Annotated in this window: 16 protein-coding genes and 1 tRNA gene; 9 read left to right on the top strand and 8 right to left on the bottom strand. The window is 65.6% G+C overall.

Annotated elements, in window-relative coordinates:
* Positions 1-3: 3 nt before the first annotated feature.
* Complete coding sequence (gene nth / locus QTH90_RS01135) at positions 4-642, bottom strand: endonuclease III (RefSeq protein ID WP_286662709.1); 639 nt, start codon at positions 640-642, stop codon at positions 4-6.
* Between the two features lie 105 nt (positions 643-747).
* Here nth and QTH90_RS01140 point away from each other — a divergent pair, with 105 nt between their 5' ends.
* A complete protein-coding gene (locus tag QTH90_RS01140) occupies positions 748-1,935 on the top strand; it encodes an aminotransferase-like domain-containing protein (protein WP_286662710.1) in 1,188 nt (395 codons plus the stop codon).
* Between the two features lie 13 nt (positions 1,936-1,948).
* Here QTH90_RS01140 and QTH90_RS01145 read toward each other — a convergent pair whose 3' ends face one another.
* From QTH90_RS01145 to mfd, 4 genes are all read right to left on the bottom strand, one after another.
* Positions 1,949-3,517, bottom strand: a complete 1,569-nt coding sequence (locus QTH90_RS01145) for an AMP-binding protein (RefSeq protein ID WP_286662711.1) — start codon at positions 3,515-3,517, stop codon at positions 1,949-1,951.
* Positions 3,518-3,602: 85 nt separating this feature from the next.
* Complete coding sequence (locus QTH90_RS01150) at positions 3,603-4,853, bottom strand: cystathionine gamma-synthase family protein (RefSeq protein WP_286662712.1); 1,251 nt, start codon at positions 4,851-4,853, stop codon at positions 3,603-3,605.
* A gap of 4 nt (positions 4,854-4,857) precedes the next feature.
* Complete coding sequence (gene serB / locus QTH90_RS01155) at positions 4,858-5,568, bottom strand: phosphoserine phosphatase SerB (RefSeq protein ID WP_286662713.1); 711 nt, start codon at positions 5,566-5,568, stop codon at positions 4,858-4,860.
* A complete protein-coding gene (gene mfd / locus QTH90_RS01160; protein WP_286662714.1) occupies positions 5,565-9,050 on the bottom strand; it encodes a transcription-repair coupling factor in 3,486 nt (1,161 codons plus the stop codon). Before mfd ends, serB begins: the two co-directional genes overlap by 4 nt.
* 101 nt (positions 9,051-9,151) lie before the next feature.
* On the opposite strand from mfd, the gene ispD reads away from it, so the two are divergent.
* A complete protein-coding gene (ispD, locus tag QTH90_RS01165) occupies positions 9,152-9,862 on the top strand; it encodes a 2-C-methyl-D-erythritol 4-phosphate cytidylyltransferase (RefSeq protein ID WP_444814702.1) in 711 nt (236 codons plus the stop codon).
* A complete protein-coding gene (gene ispF / locus QTH90_RS01170) occupies positions 9,859-10,344 on the top strand; it encodes a 2-C-methyl-D-erythritol 2,4-cyclodiphosphate synthase (RefSeq protein WP_286662716.1) in 486 nt (161 codons plus the stop codon). The genes ispD and ispF overlap by 4 nt, the downstream gene beginning before the upstream one ends.
* Positions 10,345-10,462: 118 nt before the next feature.
* On the opposite strand, the gene QTH90_RS01175 is transcribed toward ispF, so the two are convergent.
* Complete coding sequence (locus QTH90_RS01175; RefSeq protein ID WP_286664437.1) at positions 10,463-11,881, bottom strand: sensor histidine kinase family protein; 1,419 nt, start codon at positions 11,879-11,881, stop codon at positions 10,463-10,465.
* A gap of 79 nt (positions 11,882-11,960) precedes the next feature.
* Positions 11,961-12,692, bottom strand: a complete 732-nt coding sequence (ompR, locus tag QTH90_RS01180) for an osmolarity response regulator transcription factor OmpR (RefSeq protein ID WP_088956805.1) — start codon at positions 12,690-12,692, stop codon at positions 11,961-11,963.
* Positions 12,693-12,862: 170 nt separating this feature from the next.
* Here ompR and QTH90_RS01185 point away from each other — a divergent pair, with 170 nt between their 5' ends.
* Both QTH90_RS01185 and QTH90_RS01190 read left to right on the top strand, forming a co-directional pair.
* A complete protein-coding gene (locus QTH90_RS01185) occupies positions 12,863-13,174 on the top strand; it encodes a hypothetical protein (RefSeq protein WP_286662717.1) in 312 nt (103 codons plus the stop codon).
* A gap of 141 nt (positions 13,175-13,315) precedes the next feature.
* Positions 13,316-13,981, top strand: a complete 666-nt coding sequence (locus QTH90_RS01190; protein WP_286664438.1) for an SIMPL domain-containing protein — start codon at positions 13,316-13,318, stop codon at positions 13,979-13,981.
* A gap of 15 nt (positions 13,982-13,996) precedes the next feature.
* Here QTH90_RS01190 and QTH90_RS01195 read toward each other — a convergent pair whose 3' ends face one another.
* Positions 13,997-14,767, bottom strand: coding sequence for a 3-hydroxybutyrate dehydrogenase (locus tag QTH90_RS01195; protein ID WP_286662718.1), 771 nt, complete (start codon positions 14,765-14,767; stop codon positions 13,997-13,999).
* Positions 14,768-15,019: 252 nt separating this feature from the next.
* Here QTH90_RS01195 and QTH90_RS01200 point away from each other — a divergent pair, with 252 nt between their 5' ends.
* The 4 genes from QTH90_RS01200 to phaR all read left to right on the top strand — a co-directional run bounded on the left by QTH90_RS01200 (position 15,020) and on the right by phaR (position 18,469).
* A complete protein-coding gene (locus QTH90_RS01200; protein WP_286664439.1) occupies positions 15,020-17,161 on the top strand; it encodes a RelA/SpoT family protein in 2,142 nt (713 codons plus the stop codon).
* A gap of 49 nt (positions 17,162-17,210) precedes the next feature.
* Positions 17,211-17,287: transfer RNA gene (locus QTH90_RS01205), tRNA-Val, on the top strand.
* Positions 17,288-17,468: 181 nt separating this feature from the next.
* Positions 17,469-17,837, top strand: a complete 369-nt coding sequence (locus tag QTH90_RS01210) for a hypothetical protein (RefSeq protein WP_286662719.1) — start codon at positions 17,469-17,471, stop codon at positions 17,835-17,837.
* A gap of 71 nt (positions 17,838-17,908) precedes the next feature.
* Positions 17,909-18,469, top strand: coding sequence for a polyhydroxyalkanoate synthesis repressor PhaR (phaR, locus tag QTH90_RS01215; protein ID WP_286662720.1), 561 nt, complete (start codon positions 17,909-17,911; stop codon positions 18,467-18,469).
* The last annotated feature ends 16 nt before the right edge of the window (positions 18,470-18,485 follow it).

An 18,485-nucleotide genomic window follows, 5' to 3' on the forward strand; every position in this document is an offset into this window, starting at 1 on the left:
TGATCAGGGTGCCGGCGTCTTGGGCTTGTAGTCGCAATAGGGCGCGACCGCGCACTGGTAGCACAGGGGCTTGCGTGCCACGCAGACGTAGCGCCCGTGCACGATCAGCCAATGGTGCGCATGCAACCGGTAGGCCTCGGGCACGCGCTTCTCGAGCTTCAGTTCGACCTCCAGCGGCGTCTTGCCCGGTGCCAGGCCGGTGCGGTTGCCGACTCGGAAGATGTGCGTGTCGACCGCCATCGTTGGGTCGCCGAAGGCAACGTTGAGCACCACGTTGGCGGTCTTCCGGCCGACGCCCGGCAGGGCTTCGAGTTCGGCGCGTGTCCTGGGCACCTCGCCGCCGTGCTGCTCGACCAGCATGCGGCACGCCTCGATCAGGTGCTTGGCCTTGCTGCGGTAGAGACCGATGGTCTTGATGTAGCTTTCCAGACCTTCGACGCCGAGGCCCAGGATCGCCTGCGGCGTGTTCGCGACCGGAAACAGCTTGCGCGTGGCCTTGTTGACGCCGACGTCGGTGGCCTGCGCAGACAGCAGGACGGCGGCGAGGAGTTCGAAGGGCGTGCTGTATTCGAGTTCGGTTTCGGGCGTCGGGTTGGCAGCCTGCAGCGTGGCAAAGAACGACTCGATTGCTGATTTTTTCATCGTGGCCGGGAGTTTAGGCCGGTGTCCGGTGGCACCGGGGAGGCCTACGGCCACCGCCGTCGGCTGCGACAATGGAGGGCTGCAACTCTCCGACAGAAAGTTCCTATGCAATTCGCCTCCCGCCTCGACAACGTCGAAACCTCCGCCATCCGCGAACTCTTCAAGCTGCTCGGCACGCCCGGCATCATCAGCTTTGCAGGCGGCTTTCCGGACAGCGCGATGTTCGACGTCGAAGGACTGAAGGAAGCCAGTGCCAAGGCGCTGGCGGAAGAGGCCGGCGGTGCACTGCAGTACGGTGCGACCGAAGGCTACGAGCCGCTGCGCACGCAACTCAGCGCCTTCATGAAGACCAAGGGCGTCGACGTCGACCCCAGCGGCCTCATCGTCACCACCGGCAGCCAGCAGGCGCTGGACCTGCTCGGCAAGACGCTCATCTCGCCCGGCGACAAGGTGATCGTCGAAGGCCCGACGTTTCTCGCGACCATCCAGTGCTTCCGGCTGTACGGTGCGCAACTCATCAGCGCGCCGATCGACGCCGACGGCGTACGCACGGACGAACTCGAGAAACTGATCGCCGAGCACAAGCCGAAGTTCGTCTACCTCATCCCGACCTTCGGCAACCCGAGCGGCGCCATGCTGAGCCTGGAGCGGCGAAAGAAGGTGCTCGAGATGGCGGTGAAGCACCAGACCCTGATCGTGGAAGACGATCCCTACGGCGACCTCTACTTCGACCAGCCGCCGCCGCCGTCGATCATGTCGTTGACCCGGGATGTGCCTGGCAGCCGCGAACTCGTCGTGCACTGCGGCAGCCTGAGCAAGGTGCTGAGCCCCGGTCTGCGTATCGGTTGGATGATCGGCCCGGCAGAGCTGCTTGCGAAGGCAACCATGTGCAAGCAGTTCAGCGATGCGCACACCAGCACCTTCGCCCAGGCGACGGCGGCGCAGTACCTCAAGAGCGGCCGCATGCCGGCCACGCTGGCCAATGTGCGCAAGGTCTACGCCGAACGTGCGCAGGCCATGGGTGCAGCGCTGCAGAAAGAGCTGGGCGATGCCATCACCTTCACGCAGCCGGGCGGCGGTCTGTTCTTCTGGGCGCGCCTGACCGGCGCGAACGGCAAGGTGGCCGACGCCAATGTGTTCGCGAAGCGCGCCATCGAGAAGCTCGTGGCCTTCGTGCCCGGCGCGCCTTTCTTCGCCGAGAAGCCGGACGTTGCGACACTGCGCCTGAGCTTCGCCACGGCCAACGTCGAGAAGATCCGGGAGGGCATCGCGCGCCTCGGCGCAGCGCTCTGAGCGGACAGCCGCGTCAGACGATGCGGCTGGCGTGCCCCACCCAGAACGCTTCGCGCAGGGTGCGCTTGTAGAGCTTGCCGGTGGGAAGACGTGGCAGCTGGTCGGTGAAGTCCACGGTCTTCGGGCACTTCATGTGTGCAAGGTGCAAGCGGCAGAACTCGATCAACTCGGCCGCCAGTTCGGGCGTGTGAGCCACGCCCGGCAGCGTCTGCACGACGGCCTTCACTTCCTCGCCCAGGTCGCTGTTGGGCACACCGAACACCGCCGCGTCAGCCACTTTGGGATGGGTGATCAGCAGGTTCTCGCACTCCTGCGGATAGATGTTGACGCCGCCCGAGATGATCATGAAGGTCGAGCGGTCGGTGAGATAGAGAAAGCCGTCGTCATCGAGGTAGCCCATGTCGCCGACCGTGCTCATCGTGCCATCCGGCGAGCGCGTGAGCGCCGTGCGTTCCGGGTCGTTGAAGTAGACGAAGGGCGATGCGGTCTTGAACCAGATCTCGCCCGACTGGCCCTTGGGCACCGGCTGCATCTGCTCGTCGAAGATGTGGATGTCGCCGAGCAACACCTTGCCCACCGTGCCGCGATGCGCCAGCCATTCAGGTGAATCGCAGGCGGTGAATCCGAGACCCTCGGTGGCGCCGTAGTACTCGTGGATGATGGGGCCCCACCAGTCGATCATCTGTTCCTTCACCTGCGCGGGGCAGGGCGCGGCGGCGTGAATCGCGATCTTCAGTGTCGACAGGTCGGCCCCGGCTCGTTCTTCGGGCGGCAGCTTGAGCATGCGCGAGAACATCGTCGGCACGAGCTGGGTGTGCGTGATCCGGTACTTCGGGATCAGCGCCAGGTACTGCTGCGGATCGAAGTGCTCCATGATGATCACGGTGCCGCCATTGCGGATCGCCAGCGACACGTTGGCCAGGGGCGCCGAGTGGTACAGGGGGGCAGGCGAGAGATAGATCATCCCTTCCTCGCACTGCCACAGCTTGTTCAGGAAATTGAAGAGTGCCAGCGGCTGGCTCGGCGGGTTGTCGGGCAGCGGCCGCAGCACGCCCTTGGGACGGCCGGTGGTGCCCGATGAGTAAAGCATCGCAGTGCCCAGCCACTCGTCCTCGATCGGCGTGTCGGGCATGCCGCCCACGGCTTCATCGAAGTCCACCACTCGTGCCGAGCCGACTTGCCCCGCGACGCCGGGGCCGCCGCCCGCCACGAGGCACAGCTTGACCTTCGGACAATCGGCCAGCGCCTGCCGCGCGACGGGGAGCTTCTCGGCCGAGGTGATCAGCACCGTCGACTCGCTGTTGTTGACGACGTACGCCATTTCCTCCGGCGCAAGGTAGGCGTTGACGCAGGTGTAGTAGAGCCCCGAACGCTCGCCCGCCACGCAAGACTCGAGGAAGTAGCGGTTGTTCTCCATGAACACGGCGTAGTGATCCAGCCGCTTCAGGCCTTGCGCGCGCAACAGGTGCGCCAGGCGATTGCTGCGCGCCTCCAGGACCGCATATGTCACGGCCTCGCCGCTGCCGGCCATGATGAAAGCAGGGCGGTTGGCGTATTGCTGCGCGTACTTGCCTGGGTACATGGGACCTCCGGGACTCGATGGTGTGCCGAATTGTCCCGGCGCGATCGTTCCGCGCGATAGGGGTTGCCCCCGCCTTGACCAGCCGCTAACTCAGTGCCCGGCGGAAGTCCTCGATCAGCTCGTCCGCCGATTCCAGTCCGACTGAAACCCGCACCAGCCCGTCGGCGATGCCCATCTGGGCGCGCACCGCCGGCCCCGCTTCCCAGTAGATCGTGGGCGCCACCGGGATGACCAGCGTGCGGTTGTCCCCGAGGCCGGTGGCCTTGATCGGAAGTCGCAGCCGATTGAGCATGGCGAGGACATTGGCGCTGTCACGCAGTTCGAAGGCCAGCAGCCACGAGCCCGCCTTGAAGTGCTGCTCGGCCAGCGCGTGCTGCGGGTGGCTTTCGAGCATCGGATAGTGAACCGCGGATACCGCCGGATGGCCCTGCAGAAAGCGCGCCAGGGACAAGGCCGTGGCACTGGTCTGCGCCACGCGCAACCCGAGGGTCTCGGCGCCTAGGCTGATGCGGTGGGCCTGCTCCGGCGACAGGGTCGCGCCCATGTCGCGCAGGCCCTTCTTCCGCAATTGCTGCAGGCCTTGCTGGCGCATATCGAGGCTGCGATAGCTTGGCGAGATGTTCGGGTAGCTTGCCCAATCGAACAGGCCCGTGTCGGTCACGGCACCGCCGAGTGCTGCGCCGTGTCCTGCAATGGTCTTGGTGAGCGAATTGACGACCAGGCCCGCGCCGACCGTCTTCGGACGAAAGAGCGCGGGGGAGGTGATGGTGTTGTCCACGACGTAAAGCAGCCCGCGCTCTCGGCACAGCGCACCGATGGCTTCGAGGTCGGGAACCTGCGTGCCGGGGTTGGCGATCGTCTCCACGAAGACCATTCGCGTGGTCGGGAGCAGGGCATCCCGAACCGTTTCCACCGACCCCGCATCGACCTTGCTGACCGCGACCCCGAGATCGTTGAGCGTGCCGAACAGGCTGTTGGTGTTGCCGAAGACGAACTGGCTCGACACGACGTGGTCGCCGGAGCGCAGCAACGTCAGGAAGATCGCGCTGAGCGCCGCCATGCCGGTGGAAAAGCAGACGGTGCCGATGCCCTGTTCGAGCTGGCTGATCTTGGCTTCGAGCGCCGCGGTCGTCGGCGTGCCCTGGCGCGCGTAGCTGAAGCTGTTCTTGAGCGTGCCCTGGAACACGCCGATCAGGTCCTCCACCCGCTCGTAGCCGTACTGCACCGAGGTGTGGATCGGCTTGTGGATGCTGCCGTGCTCGACGCCGAAGCGCCGGTCGCCATGCACCGTGTCCGATGTGACCGGCAGGCCCTGGCCCTTGTCGGCGTCGCTCATGATTTCACCTCACGATGTCGAGCAGGCGATCGAGCCCGCCCTGGTTGATCGCGACCATGGCCTGCTCGCGCACCTTCGGCTTGGCGTGATAGGCCACGGAAAGACCCGCCTCGCCCATCATCGGCAGATCGTTCGCGCCGTCGCCGACGGCGATGGTTTCGCCCGGCGAGATGCCGAGCAGCGAAGCCACTTCCAGCAGCGTGCGGCGCTTTTCCGCGCCGTCGCAGATGTCGCCCCATGACTGCTGCACGACATTGCCGGTGAGTTGTCCGTCGGCTTCATCCAGCAGGTTGGAGCGTGCGAAGTCGATGCCGAGCCGGTCTTTGACCCGGTTGGCGAAGAAGGTGAATCCGCCGGAGACCAGCAGCACCTTCAGCCCGGCGGTCTTGCAGGCCGCAACCAGCTGCTCGGCGCCCGGATTGAGGTGCAGGCGCTCGTCGTAGACCTGTTGCAGCGCCGCGACCGGCACGCCCTTCAGCAGCGCGACGCGGCGCCGCAGGCTTTCCTTGAAGTCCTTGATCTCGCCGCGCATCGTGGCTTCGGTGATGGCGGCCACCTCGGCCTTCTTGCCGACCGCATCGGCGATTTCATCGATGCATTCGATGTTGATCAGCGTCGAATCCATGTCGAACGCGATCAGCTTGAAATCGGCGAGCGCGAGTGGCGGCGTGAACCGCTGGACGATCAGGCCGGGAGAGATTTCCTTGGCGGTCATACCGGTGTGGCTTCCTGTACTTTGGGTTGGCCCAGGCTGCGAAGAATGTCGCGCACCATCTGGGCACGGTCCTTGGGCTCTTTCAGCTCGCGTTCGATGCGCAGCTTTTCGTTGCCCGCGAGCTTGATGTGCTTGTTCTTCTGGATCAGGTGGATGATGTTCATCGAATCGATCGGCGGGTCTTTCTTGAACGTGATGTGGATGACACCCGGCGCCGCGTCCACCTTGACCACGCCGTAGGGTCGTGCGAGCACGCGCAGCCGGTGCACGTCGATCAGGGTCTGTGCCTGCGGCGGCAGCTTGCCGAAGCGGTCGACGATTTCCTCGAGCAGCGTGTCGATCTGATCGGGTGTCTTGGCCGTCGCGAGCTTCTTGTAGAACGACAGGCGCAGGTGCACGTCGCCGCAGTAGTCGTCGGGCAGCAGGGCAGGGGCGTGGAGATTGATTTCGGTCGTCACGCTAAGCGGCGCGAGCAAGTCTGGCTCCTGGCCGGCCTTCAGCGAGCGCACGGCTTCGGCCAGCATCTCGTTGTAGAGCTGGAAGCCGATCTCCATCATGTTGCCGCTCTGGTTCTCGCCCAGCACCTCGCCGGCGCCGCGGATCTCCAGGTCGTGCATCGCGAGGTAGAAGCCGGAGCCGAGTTCTTCCATCTGCTGGATGGCGTCGAGCCGTTGCGCGGCCTGCTTGGTCAGGCCGTCGATGTCGGGCACCATCAGGTAGGCGTAGGCCTGGTGGTGGCTGCGGCCGACGCGCCCGCGCAGCTGGTGCAGCTGCGCGAGGCCGAACTTGTCGGCGCGGCTCATCACGATGGTGTTGGCGGTCGGCACGTCGATGCCGGTCTCGATGATGGTCGAGCACAACAGCATGTTGTAGCGCTGGGCCACGAAATCGCGCATCACGCGCTCCAGCTCGCGCTCGGGCATCTGGCCGTGCGCCACCGCAATGCGTGCTTCGGGCAGGATCTCCTCCAGCTTCTGGCGCCGGTTCTCGATGGTCTCGACTTCGTTGTGCAGGAAATAGACCTGGCCGCCACGCTTCAGTTCGCGCAGCACTGCCTCGCGGATCACGCCCGTGCCCTCGTTGCGCACGAAGGTCTTGATGGCGAGCCGTCGCTGCGGCGCGGTGGCGATCACGCTGAGATCGCGCAGGCCTTCGAGCGCCATGCCCAGCGTGCGCGGAATCGGCGTGGCGGTGAGCGTGAGCACGTCGACCTCGGCGCGCATCGCCTTCATCGCCTCCTTGTGGCGCACGCCGAAGCGGTGCTCCTCGTCGATGATGAGAAGGCCCAGGTTCTTGAACTTGACCGACTGCGAGAGCAGCTTGTGCGTGCCCACCACGATGTCCACGGTGCCGTCGGCCAGCCCCTTGGCCGCGGTGGTGATTTCCTTGGTGGAGCGGAAGCGGCTCATCTCGGCCACCTTGACCGGCCACTTCGCGAAGCGATCGACCAGGGTCTGGTAGTGCTGTTCGGCCAGCAGCGTGGTCGGTGCGAGAAAGGCGACCTGCTTGCCGCCCGTCACCGCGATGAAGGCGGCGCGCAGGGCCACCTCGGTCTTGCCGAAGCCGACGTCGCCGCAGACCAGGCGGTCCATCGGCTGCGGCGAGATCATGTCCTGGATGACGGCGTGGATCGCGGCCTTCTGGTCGGCCGTCTCGTCGAAGCCAAAGTCGTTGGCGAACACTTCATAGTCCGCAGCCGAGAAGCGGAAGGCGTGGCCTTCGCGCGCCGCGCGGCGGGCGTAGATGTTGAGGAGCTCGGCGGCGGAGTCGCGCACCTGCTCGGCAGCCTTGCGCTTGGCCTTTTCCCACTGGCCGGAGCCGAGCTTGTGCAGCGGCGCCTCGTCGGCGCTCACGCCGGTGTAGCGGCTGATCAGGTGCAACTGCGACACCGGCACGTACAACGTGGCCTTGTCGGCGTATTCCAGGTGCAGCATTTCCTGCATCAGCGGCTTGCCGTCCGCGCCCACGCCCTGGCCGAGGTCCATGTTGACCAGCCCGCGATAGCGCCCGATGCCGTGCGCGGAATGCACGATCGGGTCACCGATGGCGAGTTCACTCAGGTCCTTGATCAGCGCTTCGACGTCGCTGACCTGTTCCTGCTTCTTGTTGCGCCGGCGGGTGGCCGGCGCGGTGGCGAAGAGTTCGGTCTCGGTGACGAAATCGATACCCTGTTCGCGCCAGGCAAAGCCGGCGACCAGTGCAGCGGTCGCGATGCCGATCTTCTCGTCCGGCGAAGCCTCGAATTCGGCGAGCGAGTCGAAGGCGGGCGGACCCACGCCGCTGGCGCGCAGGAAGTCGAGCAGGCTCTCGCGCCGGCCATCGCTTTCGGCAATCACCAGCACGCGGTGCGGCGTGGTGCGGATGTGCTCCTTGAGCTTGACCAGCGGATCGTCGGCGCCGCGAACGACGGCGAAGGGGGGCAGGGTGTCGAATTCCGCGTAGGGCGGTGCATCGGCGGCCGCGTCACCCCGGATTGCGAGTTGAGCGTGGGGCTTGGCACGCTGATAGAACTGCTCGGCATTGAGGAACAGCGTCTCGGGTGGCAGCGCCGGCCGCTCGGGGTCGCCGCGCACGAGCCGGTAGCGTTCGGCGGCGTCCTGCCAGAAATGCTGGAAGGCGGGTTCGAGTTCGCCATGCAGCACCACGGTGGTGTCGGTGCCCAGGTAGTCGAACACGGTTGCCGTTTCCTCGAAGAAGAGCGGCAGGTAGTACTCGATGCCCGCGGTGGCGACGCCGTTGCCCATGTCCTTGTAGATGCGGCTGCGCGTCGGGTCGCCTTCGAGCAGTTCGCGCCAACGGCTGCGGAAACGCGCGCGGGCGTCGTCGTCCATCGGAAATTCGCGCCCCGGCAACAGGCGCACTTCGGGCACCGGGTAGAGGCTGCGCTGCGTGTCGGGGTCGAAGGTGCGGATCGAGTCGATCTCGTCGTCGAACAGGTCGACACGGAAGGGCACGGGCGAACCCATCGGAAACAGGTCGATCAGGCTGCCGCGCACCGCGTACTCGCCTGGGCTGACAACCTGCGTCACGTGGCTGTAGCCCGCAAGCGTGAGCTGGGCCTTGAGCTTCGACTCCTGCAGCTTCTGCCCGCTCTTGAACTGGAAGGTGTAGCCGGCCAGGAAGCCCGGCGGCGCCAGCCGGTAGAGCGCGGTGGTTGCGGGCACGAGCACCACGTCGGCCTCCTTCTGGCTGATGCGCCAGAGGGTGGCGAGGCGTTCGCTGATCAGGTCCTGGTGCGGCGAGAAGCTGTCGTAGGGCAGCGTCTCCCAGTCCGGGAACAGCGCGCAGCGCAGTTCGGGCGCGAAGAAGGCGACCTCGTCGATCAACCGCTGGGCATCGTTCGCATCGGCGGTGAACACGGCCGTTGCACGGCCGGCCGCTTTCTCGCGTTCGGCCAGTTGCGCCAGCAGCAGCGCATCGGCGGACAGGGGAGGACGCGGCAGCGTGAAGCGCTTGCCCGCCGTGAGATGGGGGAGGTCCATGGAGTGCCTGGGAAATGCAGAACACCCCGCGCCGGCCGGCGAGGGGTGTGAAGGGCGATTCTAGAATGGCTGCCCCTTTGTCGCTGGCCGCCGTTGCACCCATGTCCGCTTCCCGTCTTTTCGTGTTGATCCCCTGTGCAGGTTCGGGCAGTCGCGCCGGAAGCGTCGGGCCCAAGCAATACCAGCGGATTGGCGGCCGGCCCATGGTCGAGCACACGCTGGAAGCCTTCCGCTCGCTCGTCGGCCGCTTCGAGGGGATTGCGCTCGTGGTCTCGCCGGATGACGCGGATGTAGGGATCTTGCTGCCGCGCTTTCCGGGCGCGGGCGAGCACCTGCTGCGCGTGGGCGGCCCGACCCGGGCCGCGACGGTGCGCAACGGCCTGCGTGCCTTGCGCAATGCCGGCGCCGGCCCGCACGACTGGGTGCTGGTTCACGATGCGGCGCGCTGTCTGGTCACGCCGACGCAGATCGAGGCCCTGATCGCCGCCTGCGAGCACGATGCCGTCGGCGGCCTGCTGGCCCATCGGCTGGCAGACACGCTCAAGGTTGCATCGCCCGAGGGCCGCGTCGTCCGGACAACGACCCGCGCCGACAAGTGGCTGGCCCAGACGCCGCAGATGTTCCGCATCGGCATGCTGCTCGACGCCCTGGAGCGCGCGGGCGATGCGGTGACCGACGAGGCCAGCGCGATCGAGGCGATCGGCCTCGCGCCCCTGCTGGTGCCGGGCAGCGCGCAGAATTTCAAGCTCACTTATCCAGAGGATTTCGCCTTGGCGGAGGCGCTCCTGCGCAGCCGGCGTACCGAACCATGACTGCTTTCAATTTGCGTGTCGGCGAGGGTTGGGACGTCCACCAACTGGTGGGGGGCCGAAAGCTCATCCTGGGCGGCGTCGAAGTGCCCCACACCACGGGACTGCTCGGCCATTCGGATGCCGACGTCCTCTTGCATGCCATTACCGATGCCTTGCTCGGCGCGGCGGGCCTCGGTGACATCGGCCGGCATTTCCCCGACACCGATCCGCAGTTCCGTGGCGCGGACTCGTCCGTGCTGCTCGCCGAGGCCGCGCGCCGCGTGCGCGCGGCGGGATGGCAGATCGGCAACATCGACAGCACGGTTATCGCGCAGGCGCCGAAGCTCGCGCCACATATTCCGGCGATGTGCGAGCGAATCGCCGCGACGCTCGGCCTGGGGGTCGAACAGGTCAACGTGAAGGCGAAGACGGCAGAGAAGCTCGGGCCGGTGGGCGAGGGACGGGCGATGGAAGCGCGGGCCATCGCAATAGTCCATAGATAACCCCCAGGCTGCGCGCACGTCGTGTCGCTTCGCCCACCCCCTTGCAGGGGGCAATCCCGGCGGACCGGCGGAGCCGGTTCCGCGGGATTCCCGGGTTTGAGAGGGGATCCCCCTCTGCCTATTTTTCCTTGTCTTTTTCCTTGGGCTGCGGGGCGTCGGACTTGGCTGAAGCGGCGCGCGGCATGCGGATATGTGCGGCCAATCCTCGGCCTGGCGTGCTTGTGAGGGCGAAGGTGCCGCCCATGCGCTCGATGTTCTTGGTCACGATGGACAGTCCAAGGCCGGCGCCGGCGGCCGACGTGCGCGCGACGTCGCCGCGGAAGAAGGGTTTGCTCAGCTGCGACAGCATCGCGGGCGCGACGCCTGCGCCGTGGTCGCGCACCTTGATCAGCACCGCGTCGTTGTGGGCCTGCGCCTGGATGGTGATGTCGGCAACGCCGGTGGAGGGCGTCTTGCCGTAGCGGCGTGCGTTCTCGACTAGGTTGGAGATCACGCGCTGGAGTTCCACGTCGTCCGCCATGACCCGCAGATCGGGCGGCACGTCGACTGTGATCTTGATGTCCTCGTGATCCTGAACCGCATAGGTGCAGGCATCGATCACGTCGCGCAGCAGCACCGGCTTGAAATCGACATGGTCGGGCCGCGCGTAGTCGAGAAACTTGTCGATGATCGCGTCGAGCTGGGCAATGTCGGCGGCCATGTGGTCGCGCGCGTCTTCGTCGGCCACGCTCATCTCGGTTTCGAGCCGCAGTCGGGCGAGGGGCGTGCGCAGGTCGTGCGAAATACCGGCCAGCATGACCGCCCGGTCCTGCTCGATCTTGGCGAGCTGGTCGGCCATGCGATTGAAGCCGACGTTCACCGCCCGGATCTCGTTGGTTCGGGCGCGTTCGTCGAGCCGGTGTGCCTCGTATTCACCCTCGCGCACCTGCAACGTGGCTTGCGAAAGCTGCTTGAGCGGCCGGTTGATGAGCCGGGTGATCAGCGCCGCGCCAGCCAACGAAAGCGCCATGGTCGTCGCCAGCCAGATCAGCCAGGTGCGCCGGTCGAGGCGGCTGAAGCGCGTGGGGTCGACCAGCAGCCAGTAGGTGTCGCTCTCGATGGTGAAGCCGATCCACAGTCCGGGCTCGTCGTTGACCCGGCTCGCCACGGTCGTGCCTTCACCGAGGCGGGCGATCAACTCCTCTGTCACCCGCTGGTCCAGCGCACCGCTGGTGTAGGGCAAGAAGCGGTCGCCCGGCTCGCGCGGCAGGATGCGCACGCCCTCCTGGTCGGCAAGCGTCTTGATCAGCGAGACGCGGGTGATGGCGTCCGAATACACCAGCGCCGCGCGCGTGAGGTTCACCAGGGAGGCGATCTGGTGCGCGGTCTGGATCGCGCGCGGCTCGTATTCGAGCGCGCGAAAGGTCTGCAGCCAGGCGACCGTACAGCCGACCAGGAGCAGCACCAGCAGGAAGAAGGTCCGCCAGAAGAGACTCAGGCCCAGCTGAATCCGGGAGCGGCGCCGCCGGGAACCGATGCCCTCCAGCGGGCTGGGCAAGGTGGCCTGGGTGCTGTCCTCGGCGAGGGGGCTCGGCTGAGTCGTCTTGGGGCCGATCGATGCGGCCACGGTCAGCGCTTCAGGTTGTGCCGTCCGGCACGAACACGTAGCCGACGCCCCAGACCGTCTGGATGTAGCGCGGCGCCGCGGCGTCGGACTCGACCAGCTTGCGCAGGCGCGAGATCTGCACGTCCAGGCTGCGGTCGAAGGGCTCGAACTCGCGGCCGCGCGCCAGTTGGGCCAGCTTTTCGCGCGACAGAGGCTGTCTCGGGTGGCGCACCAGCGCCTTGAGCATCGCAAACTCGCCGGTGGTCAGCGAGAGTTCTTCGCCATCCTTCTTGAGCGTCCGGGAGCCGAGATCGAAGCTGAACGGGCCGAAGTTCACGGTTTCGTTGTCGGTCGACGGGGCGCCCGGCGCCTCCAGCGGCGGACGACGACGAAGCACTGCGTGCACGCGGGCCAGGAGTTCGCGCGGGTTGAATGGTTTGCCCAGGTAGTCATCGGCGCCGACTTCCAGGCCGACGATGCGGTCCACGTCCTCGCCCTTGGCGGTGAGCATGATGATGGGGGTGCGGTCGTTGGCGGCGCGCAGGCGTCGGCAGACGGACAAGCCGTCCTCACCGGGCATCATCAGGTCGAGCACGATCAGGTCGACCGTGTCGCGAAGCAGGATGCGGTTCAGGGCCTTGCCGTCTTCCGCCACGATGACCTCGAAGCCTTCCTGGGTCAGGTAGCGGCGCAGCAGGTCGCGGATGCGGGCGTCGTCGTCGACGATCACGATCTTGTCTGTGCGAGCGGGAGTTTGATTCATTTCTACAACGCTGAATTTGTAACAGCGCCAATTCTGAGGGTGTTGAAGCCCCATTGAGGTGCTTTACACGTCGGATTGACACAAAGTTACAAAACTTGCGGGCGCTAGCCGTCCGGACGCTTGTGCCTTGCCAAGCGATGGCACAGTGACCTTGCTGTCTCACGCAACCTATGAAAATCAACGCACTGACACTCTCCTTGCTGCTCGCCGGCAGCTGCCTGCCGGCCTTGGCCGGGTCGCCCGGTTTCGTGATGGTGGGCGACCAGAGGCGCACCGAATTGCGCGGTGCGGTCGAAGCCCACCGCGCTGCCACGCGGGACGAGGTTCGCCGTGAAGAAGCCGCCGCCGGCCGTCGACTGACGCCCGCCGAGCTGGCCGAATTACGGCAGCAGGTGCGCCAGCAGTGGTCGCCCCGGCATGATGTCCTTCAGTCGTCCGCGGAACCACAGGCGGCCGAGCGCGCAATGCCTCCCGCGCGGTGACGAACGCCGGCGCGCTGGCCGCGCCGCGCCGCCAGCGCCTCTGAGCGGCGTGCCACGCGGACGCCACTTTTCTCTTTCTTTTCCACTTGAGGATTTGCTGCCTTGAACAACGCCAGATGGATTGCGGCCTGCGCCGTATTGATGACCGCGGGCGCCGTATCGGCCCAGACCGTGGCCCTGCCTCAGCCGCAGAACGTACTTCAGCTGTCGGCCAATTCGACGGTCGAGGTCCTGCAGGACCAGCTGAGCATGACGCTCGCCACCTCGCGCGATGCCGCCGATGCGGCGACGGTGCAGACGCAGCTCAAGACGGCGCTCGATGCCGCGTTGACCGAGGCGCGCAAGAACGCCCAGCCGGGCCAGATGGACGTGCGCACCGGCAACTTCCACCTGTCCCCGCGCCGCAACCGCGATGGCACGCTGACCGGATGGCAGGGCACGGCTGAACTCGTGCTCGAAGGCCGGGACTTCCCGCGCATCGCGCAGACGGCCGGCCGCATCTCCACCATGACGATCAGGAACATCGGGTTCAGCCTGAGCCGTGAACAGCAGGCCAAGGCGGAGACCGAGGCGCAGGGCGTGGCGATCGACAACTTCAAGCAGCGCGCGGACGAACTCGCCAAGCGCTTTGGCTTCAGCGGCTATACGCTGCGCGAGGTGTCGGTCAATGCCAACCTGGGCGCGCCCTTCCAGCCCCGGATGATGGCGATGGAGGCAAAGGCGGCCACTTCCGATGCCCCGGTGCCGATCGAGGCCGGCAAGACGACCGTGATGGTCAACGTGTCCGGCTCGGTGCAACTCAAGTAGGCAAGTAGGCGAGCGCTACTGGGCGGTCCAGCCGCCGTCGACCTGCCACGCGACGCCGCGGACCTGCTCCGCGGCGGGCGAGCACAGGAATACCGCGAGGCCGCCCAGCTGTTCCACCGTCGTGAATTGAAGCGAGGGCTGTTTCTCGCCCAGCAGGTCCTTCTGAGCCTGCGCGAGCGAAATGCCTTCGCGCTCTGAACGGTCGTTGATCTGCTTCTGCACCAGGGGTGTCAGCACCCAGCCGGGGCAGATCGCGTTGCTGGTGATGCCCGTGGTCGCTGTTTCGAGCGCAACCGACTTGGTGAACCCGACGATGCCGTGCTTGGCCGCGACGTACGCGGACTTCTGCGACGACGCGACCAGGCCGTGTGCCGATGCGATGTTGATGACGCGTCCCCAATTGGCCTCGCGCATCGCGGGGATCGCGAGGCGGGTCGTGTGGAAGGCGCTGCTGAGATTGATGGCAATCACGGCGTCCCAGCGCTCGACCGGGAAGTCCTCCACGTTCGCGACGTGCTGGATGCCTGCGTTGTTCACGAGCACATCGACACGCCCGAAGCGAGTGGCCGCAAACTTCATCATGTCCTCGATCTGCGCAGGTTTGCTCATGTCGGCGCCGTGATAGTCGACCTGGACGTCGAGCGCGGCAATTTCAGCCTTCGCTCCCTCCACGTCGCCGAAGCCGTTGAGAACGATGTTCGCGCCATGTTGTGCGAGCGCTTTTGCGATACCCAGTCCGATACCACTGGTGGACCCCGTGACAAGCGCGGTTTTGCCTTTGAGCATGATGACAGTCTCCGAATGAATTAGGATGCAACGAGAGAATTATCTTCATCGCGACCCCGCTTTTTCCATGACCGAGCTTGCCCTTTCAAACGCCCCGCGCGAGGCTTGCAAGCAGGCGACAGGGCGGCGGTCATTCATCCGGCATTCGACACAGTGAAGCGCGAACAGACCAACCTGCACGTGCCTTCCTCGTCGGAACAGCTCGTGGTCGACTATCCGTTGTCGGCAGCGACGGCCGAGCGCACGCCGGTCATGGAGAACATGTTGGCGCGTGCGCGCGCTTTCGCCGAGCCGCTGATCGCCGACGAAACGCTGGACACGGGCGAGAACACGCTCGCGCATGCCGATGCGGTCGCCGCCATCGTCGCGTCGATGGGTGGGTCGGAGGCCATGCAGGCGGCCAGCTATCTGGTCTATTCGTGCCAGCACCTGAATCGGCCGGAGGAGGTGATCGCCAAGGTGTTTGGCGACAACTTCGCCGCGCTCGCGGTCGAGACCACCAAGCTGGTGCATGTTCAGAAGCAGGCGCGTTCTGCCACGGCGCATGCGCATCTGGCGGACGGCGCCGGCACGCAGACGGAGAACGTGCGCAAGATGCTGCTCGCGTTCTCGCGCGACTTGCGCGTCGTGATGCTTCGGCTCGCTTCGCGTCTTCAGACGCTGCGGCATGCGGCGGCGAGCAAGCGGCCTCCACCCGAAAACGTCGCACGCGAGTCGCTTCAGGTGTTCGCGCCCCTGGCGAACCGGCTCGGCATCTGGCAGGTCAAGTGGGAGATCGAGGATCTTTCGTTCCGCTTCCTCGAGCCGGAGACCTACAAGCTCATCGCCCGTCTACTCGACGAGAAGCGCATCGAGCGCGAAGGCTACGTCGAGCAGTTGCGTACGCGCCTCGAACGCGAACTGGCAGCCGAAGGCATCAAGGCCACGGTGCAGGGGCGGCCGAAGAACATCTACAGCATCGTCAAGAAGATGCGCGGGAAGTCGCTCGACTTCGCGCAGGTCTTCGACATCATGGCGCTGCGCGTCGTGGTCGCCGACGTCAAGGACTGCTATGCGGCGCTCGCGTGGGTGCATTCGCATTTCCAGCCGATCGACGAAGAGTTCGACGACTACATCGCCAGGCCGAAACCCAATGGCTACCAGTCGCTCCACACCGTGGTGCGCGAAGTGGTCGACGGGCATGCCGGCAAGCCGATCGAGATCCAGATCCGCACCGAGGAAATGCACGACCACGCCGAGCACGGCGTGGCTGCGCACTGGGCGTACAAGGAAGCGGGCCACAAGGGCTATGCGGGTGTCTGGGCGACCGGTGAGTACGACGCCAAGATCGCCGTGCTTCGGCAACTCCTCGCGTGGGAGCGCGATCTATCTGGCGGCCAGCAGGGGCAGGGCCTTTTCGACGACCGCATCTATGTGCTGACGCCCGATGCCGCGATCGTCGAGTTGCCGCAGGGCGCGACGGCGGTGGACTTTGCCTACACGGTGCACACGAGTCTGGGCCACCGCTGTCGCGGGGCTCGCGTCGACGGCGCGATGGTGCCCCTCAACACGCCGCTGCAGAACGGCCAGACCGTCGAGATCATCGCTGCGAAGGAAGGCGGTCCTTCGCGTGACTGGCTCAATGCCGAACTGGGCTACCTTGCAAGCCATCGGGCGCGTGCCAAGGTGCGGGCCTGGTTCAACGCACAGATCACGCACGAGACCGTGGCGCGCGGGCGCGAGGCGGTCGAAAAGCTGCTTCAGCGTGAAGGCAAGACAGCGTTGAAGCTCGAGGACCTCGCTTCGCAGCTGGGCTTCAAGTCGGCGGACAACTTGTTCGAAGTGGTGGGCAAGGACGAGTTTTCGCTTCGCAACATCGAGATGCTGCTGCGTCCGCCCGAACCCGCACCGGGACCGGACGACGGCGTCATCATCAAGAAGGCACGCGGCAGCGAGCAGTCGGGCCGCGGTGGCGTGCTGGTCGTCGGCGTTTCGTCGCTCATGACGCAACTCGCCAAGTGCTGCAGGCCTGCGCCGCCCGATGCCATCCGCGGCTTCGTGACCAAGGGCCACGGCGTGAGCATCCATCGTTCGGACTGCAGCAATTTCCGCACGATGGCGAGCCGCAATGCCGAGCGTGTCATCGATGTGGAGTGGGGCGCGCAGAAGGGCGACGCGGGCTCTGTCTATGCGGTCGATGTCGCTGTCGAGGCGGCCGACAGGCAAGGTCTGCTGCGCGATATCTCCGACGTGTTCGCACGCGAGAAGATGAATGTGATCGGCGTGCAGACGCAGTCGGTGAAGGGCACCGCGTGGATGACATTCACCATCGAGATCGCCGATGCGACGCGTCTCAAACAGGTACTCGCGGTCGTCGCGGCAGTGACCGGTGTGCGTTCTGCGCGACGCCGCTGAAAAGTGGTCCCGCATCCTGCTACAATTGCGGCTTCTCGGACACATCCTTAGGCGCGTAGCTCAGCTGGTTAGAGCACCACCTTGACATGGTGGGGGTCGTTGGTTCGAGTCCAATCGCGCCTACCAATTTTCTTTGATCCAGCGTCCGCTTAACCACCGGACGCGCAGCGGATCAAAAACCTTCCAAACCCCAGTAATTCGGCATAGCTCCCTCCTCGGTGCTATGGCCTTCGGCCGCTGGCGGTTCGACCTTCAGTTGTGGTAACTTGACAATTCGTCACGTTCAAGCATCTGACTCAGGGAACCGATGAATACTCCGGCAGTCGAGATTGATCCTTCGCTGGAAGAGCTTCGCATCGCAGCGCTGGTTCGACAGGCGCCCCTCGAATTTGCGCGCGTGGTCTACGGGCTGAACGATCGCGCGAATGGCCGGGCGGGCACGATGGCGGCGGAAGACGTCGCGCGCACGGAGCGCCAAGGCGTTCCCGTCACGCGCGAGCGCGCCGAGCAGCGGGCCCGAGCCTACCTGCCGCTGGCGGGTCAGGAGCATTGCCCCCGCTGCTGGGTATTCAACGGCACCAAGAGCCCATTGCAATACCGCGAAGCGACCGGCGAGCGCCCCGAATCGGGCTCTTGCAAGGTCTGTGGCGCCGAGTACGCAACCTCGCTGGACTGACGCGCTTCGCCGGTCAGGGTAAACCTTGGCGCGGTGTAACAAAACCGCTCCCTAGAATTGCTCGCGCGTCCATGGTGCGAAATCTCAAGGAGTCCCTAGTGCAGAGCAAGAAGTCCGGTGCCAAGCCGGTCCAGCGGGTGATCAAGAAGTATCCGAACCGAAGGCTCTACGACACGGAAACCTCCAGCTACATCACCCTTGCCGAGGTGAAGCAGCTCGTCATGAACAAGGCGTCGTTCGTGGTCCGCGATGCCAAGACCGGCGACGACCTGACCCGCAGCATCCTGCTGCAGGTCATTCTCGAGGAAGAGGCCGGCGGGGCGCCGATGTTCACCGAACAGGTCCTGGCCAGCATCATCCGGTTCTACGGCCAGACGATGCAGAGCTACATGGGCCCCTATCTGGAGAAGAACATCCAGGCGATGGCCGAGGTGCAGGCGCAACTTGCCGAAAAATCCGAAGGCATCACCCCCGAAATGTGGTCGAAGTTCATGACGATGCAGTCCCCGATGCTGCAAGGATTGATGGGCAACTACGTCGAGCAGTCCAAGAACGTCTTCCTGCAGATGCAGGAGCAGATGCAGAAGAACACCGAGCAGGTTCTGGGCGCATTTGGCATCAAGCGACCCTGAAACCGGGCACGGTGGC

It is taken from the genome of Variovorax flavidus (assembly GCF_030317145.1).
GTDB lineage: Bacteria > Pseudomonadota > Gammaproteobacteria > Burkholderiales > Burkholderiaceae_C > Variovorax > Variovorax flavidus.

Bases quoted from the DNA above. Each gene is read 5' to 3' on its own strand.
- nth (WP_286662709.1), bottom strand. From the start codon at position 642: ATGAAAAAATCAGCAATCGAGTCGTTCTTTGCCACGCTGCAGGCTGCC.
- QTH90_RS01140 (WP_286662710.1), top strand. From the start codon at position 748: ATGCAATTCGCCTCCCGCCTCGACAACGTCGAAACCTCCGCCATCCGC.
- QTH90_RS01145 (WP_286662711.1), bottom strand. From the start codon at position 3,517: ATGTACCCAGGCAAGTACGCGCAGCAATACGCCAACCGCCCTGCTTTC.
- QTH90_RS01150 (WP_286662712.1), bottom strand. From the start codon at position 4,853: ATGAGCGACGCCGACAAGGGCCAGGGCCTGCCGGTCACATCGGACACG.
- serB (WP_286662713.1), bottom strand. From the start codon at position 5,568: ATGACCGCCAAGGAAATCTCTCCCGGCCTGATCGTCCAGCGGTTCACG.
- mfd (WP_286662714.1), bottom strand. From the start codon at position 9,050: ATGGACCTCCCCCATCTCACGGCGGGCAAGCGCTTCACGCTGCCGCGT.
- ispD (WP_444814702.1), top strand. From the start codon at position 9,152: ATGTCCGCTTCCCGTCTTTTCGTGTTGATCCCCTGTGCAGGTTCGGGC.
- ispF (WP_286662716.1), top strand. From the start codon at position 9,859: ATGACTGCTTTCAATTTGCGTGTCGGCGAGGGTTGGGACGTCCACCAA.
- ompR (WP_088956805.1), bottom strand. From the start codon at position 12,692: ATGAATCAAACTCCCGCTCGCACAGACAAGATCGTGATCGTCGACGAC.
- QTH90_RS01185 (WP_286662717.1), top strand. From the start codon at position 12,863: ATGAAAATCAACGCACTGACACTCTCCTTGCTGCTCGCCGGCAGCTGC.
- QTH90_RS01190 (WP_286664438.1), top strand. From the start codon at position 13,316: ATGACCGCGGGCGCCGTATCGGCCCAGACCGTGGCCCTGCCTCAGCCG.
- QTH90_RS01195 (WP_286662718.1), bottom strand. From the start codon at position 14,767: ATGCTCAAAGGCAAAACCGCGCTTGTCACGGGGTCCACCAGTGGTATC.
- QTH90_RS01200 (WP_286664439.1), top strand. From the start codon at position 15,020: ATGGAGAACATGTTGGCGCGTGCGCGCGCTTTCGCCGAGCCGCTGATC.
- QTH90_RS01210 (WP_286662719.1), top strand. From the start codon at position 17,469: ATGAATACTCCGGCAGTCGAGATTGATCCTTCGCTGGAAGAGCTTCGC.
- phaR (WP_286662720.1), top strand. From the start codon at position 17,909: ATGGTGCGAAATCTCAAGGAGTCCCTAGTGCAGAGCAAGAAGTCCGGT.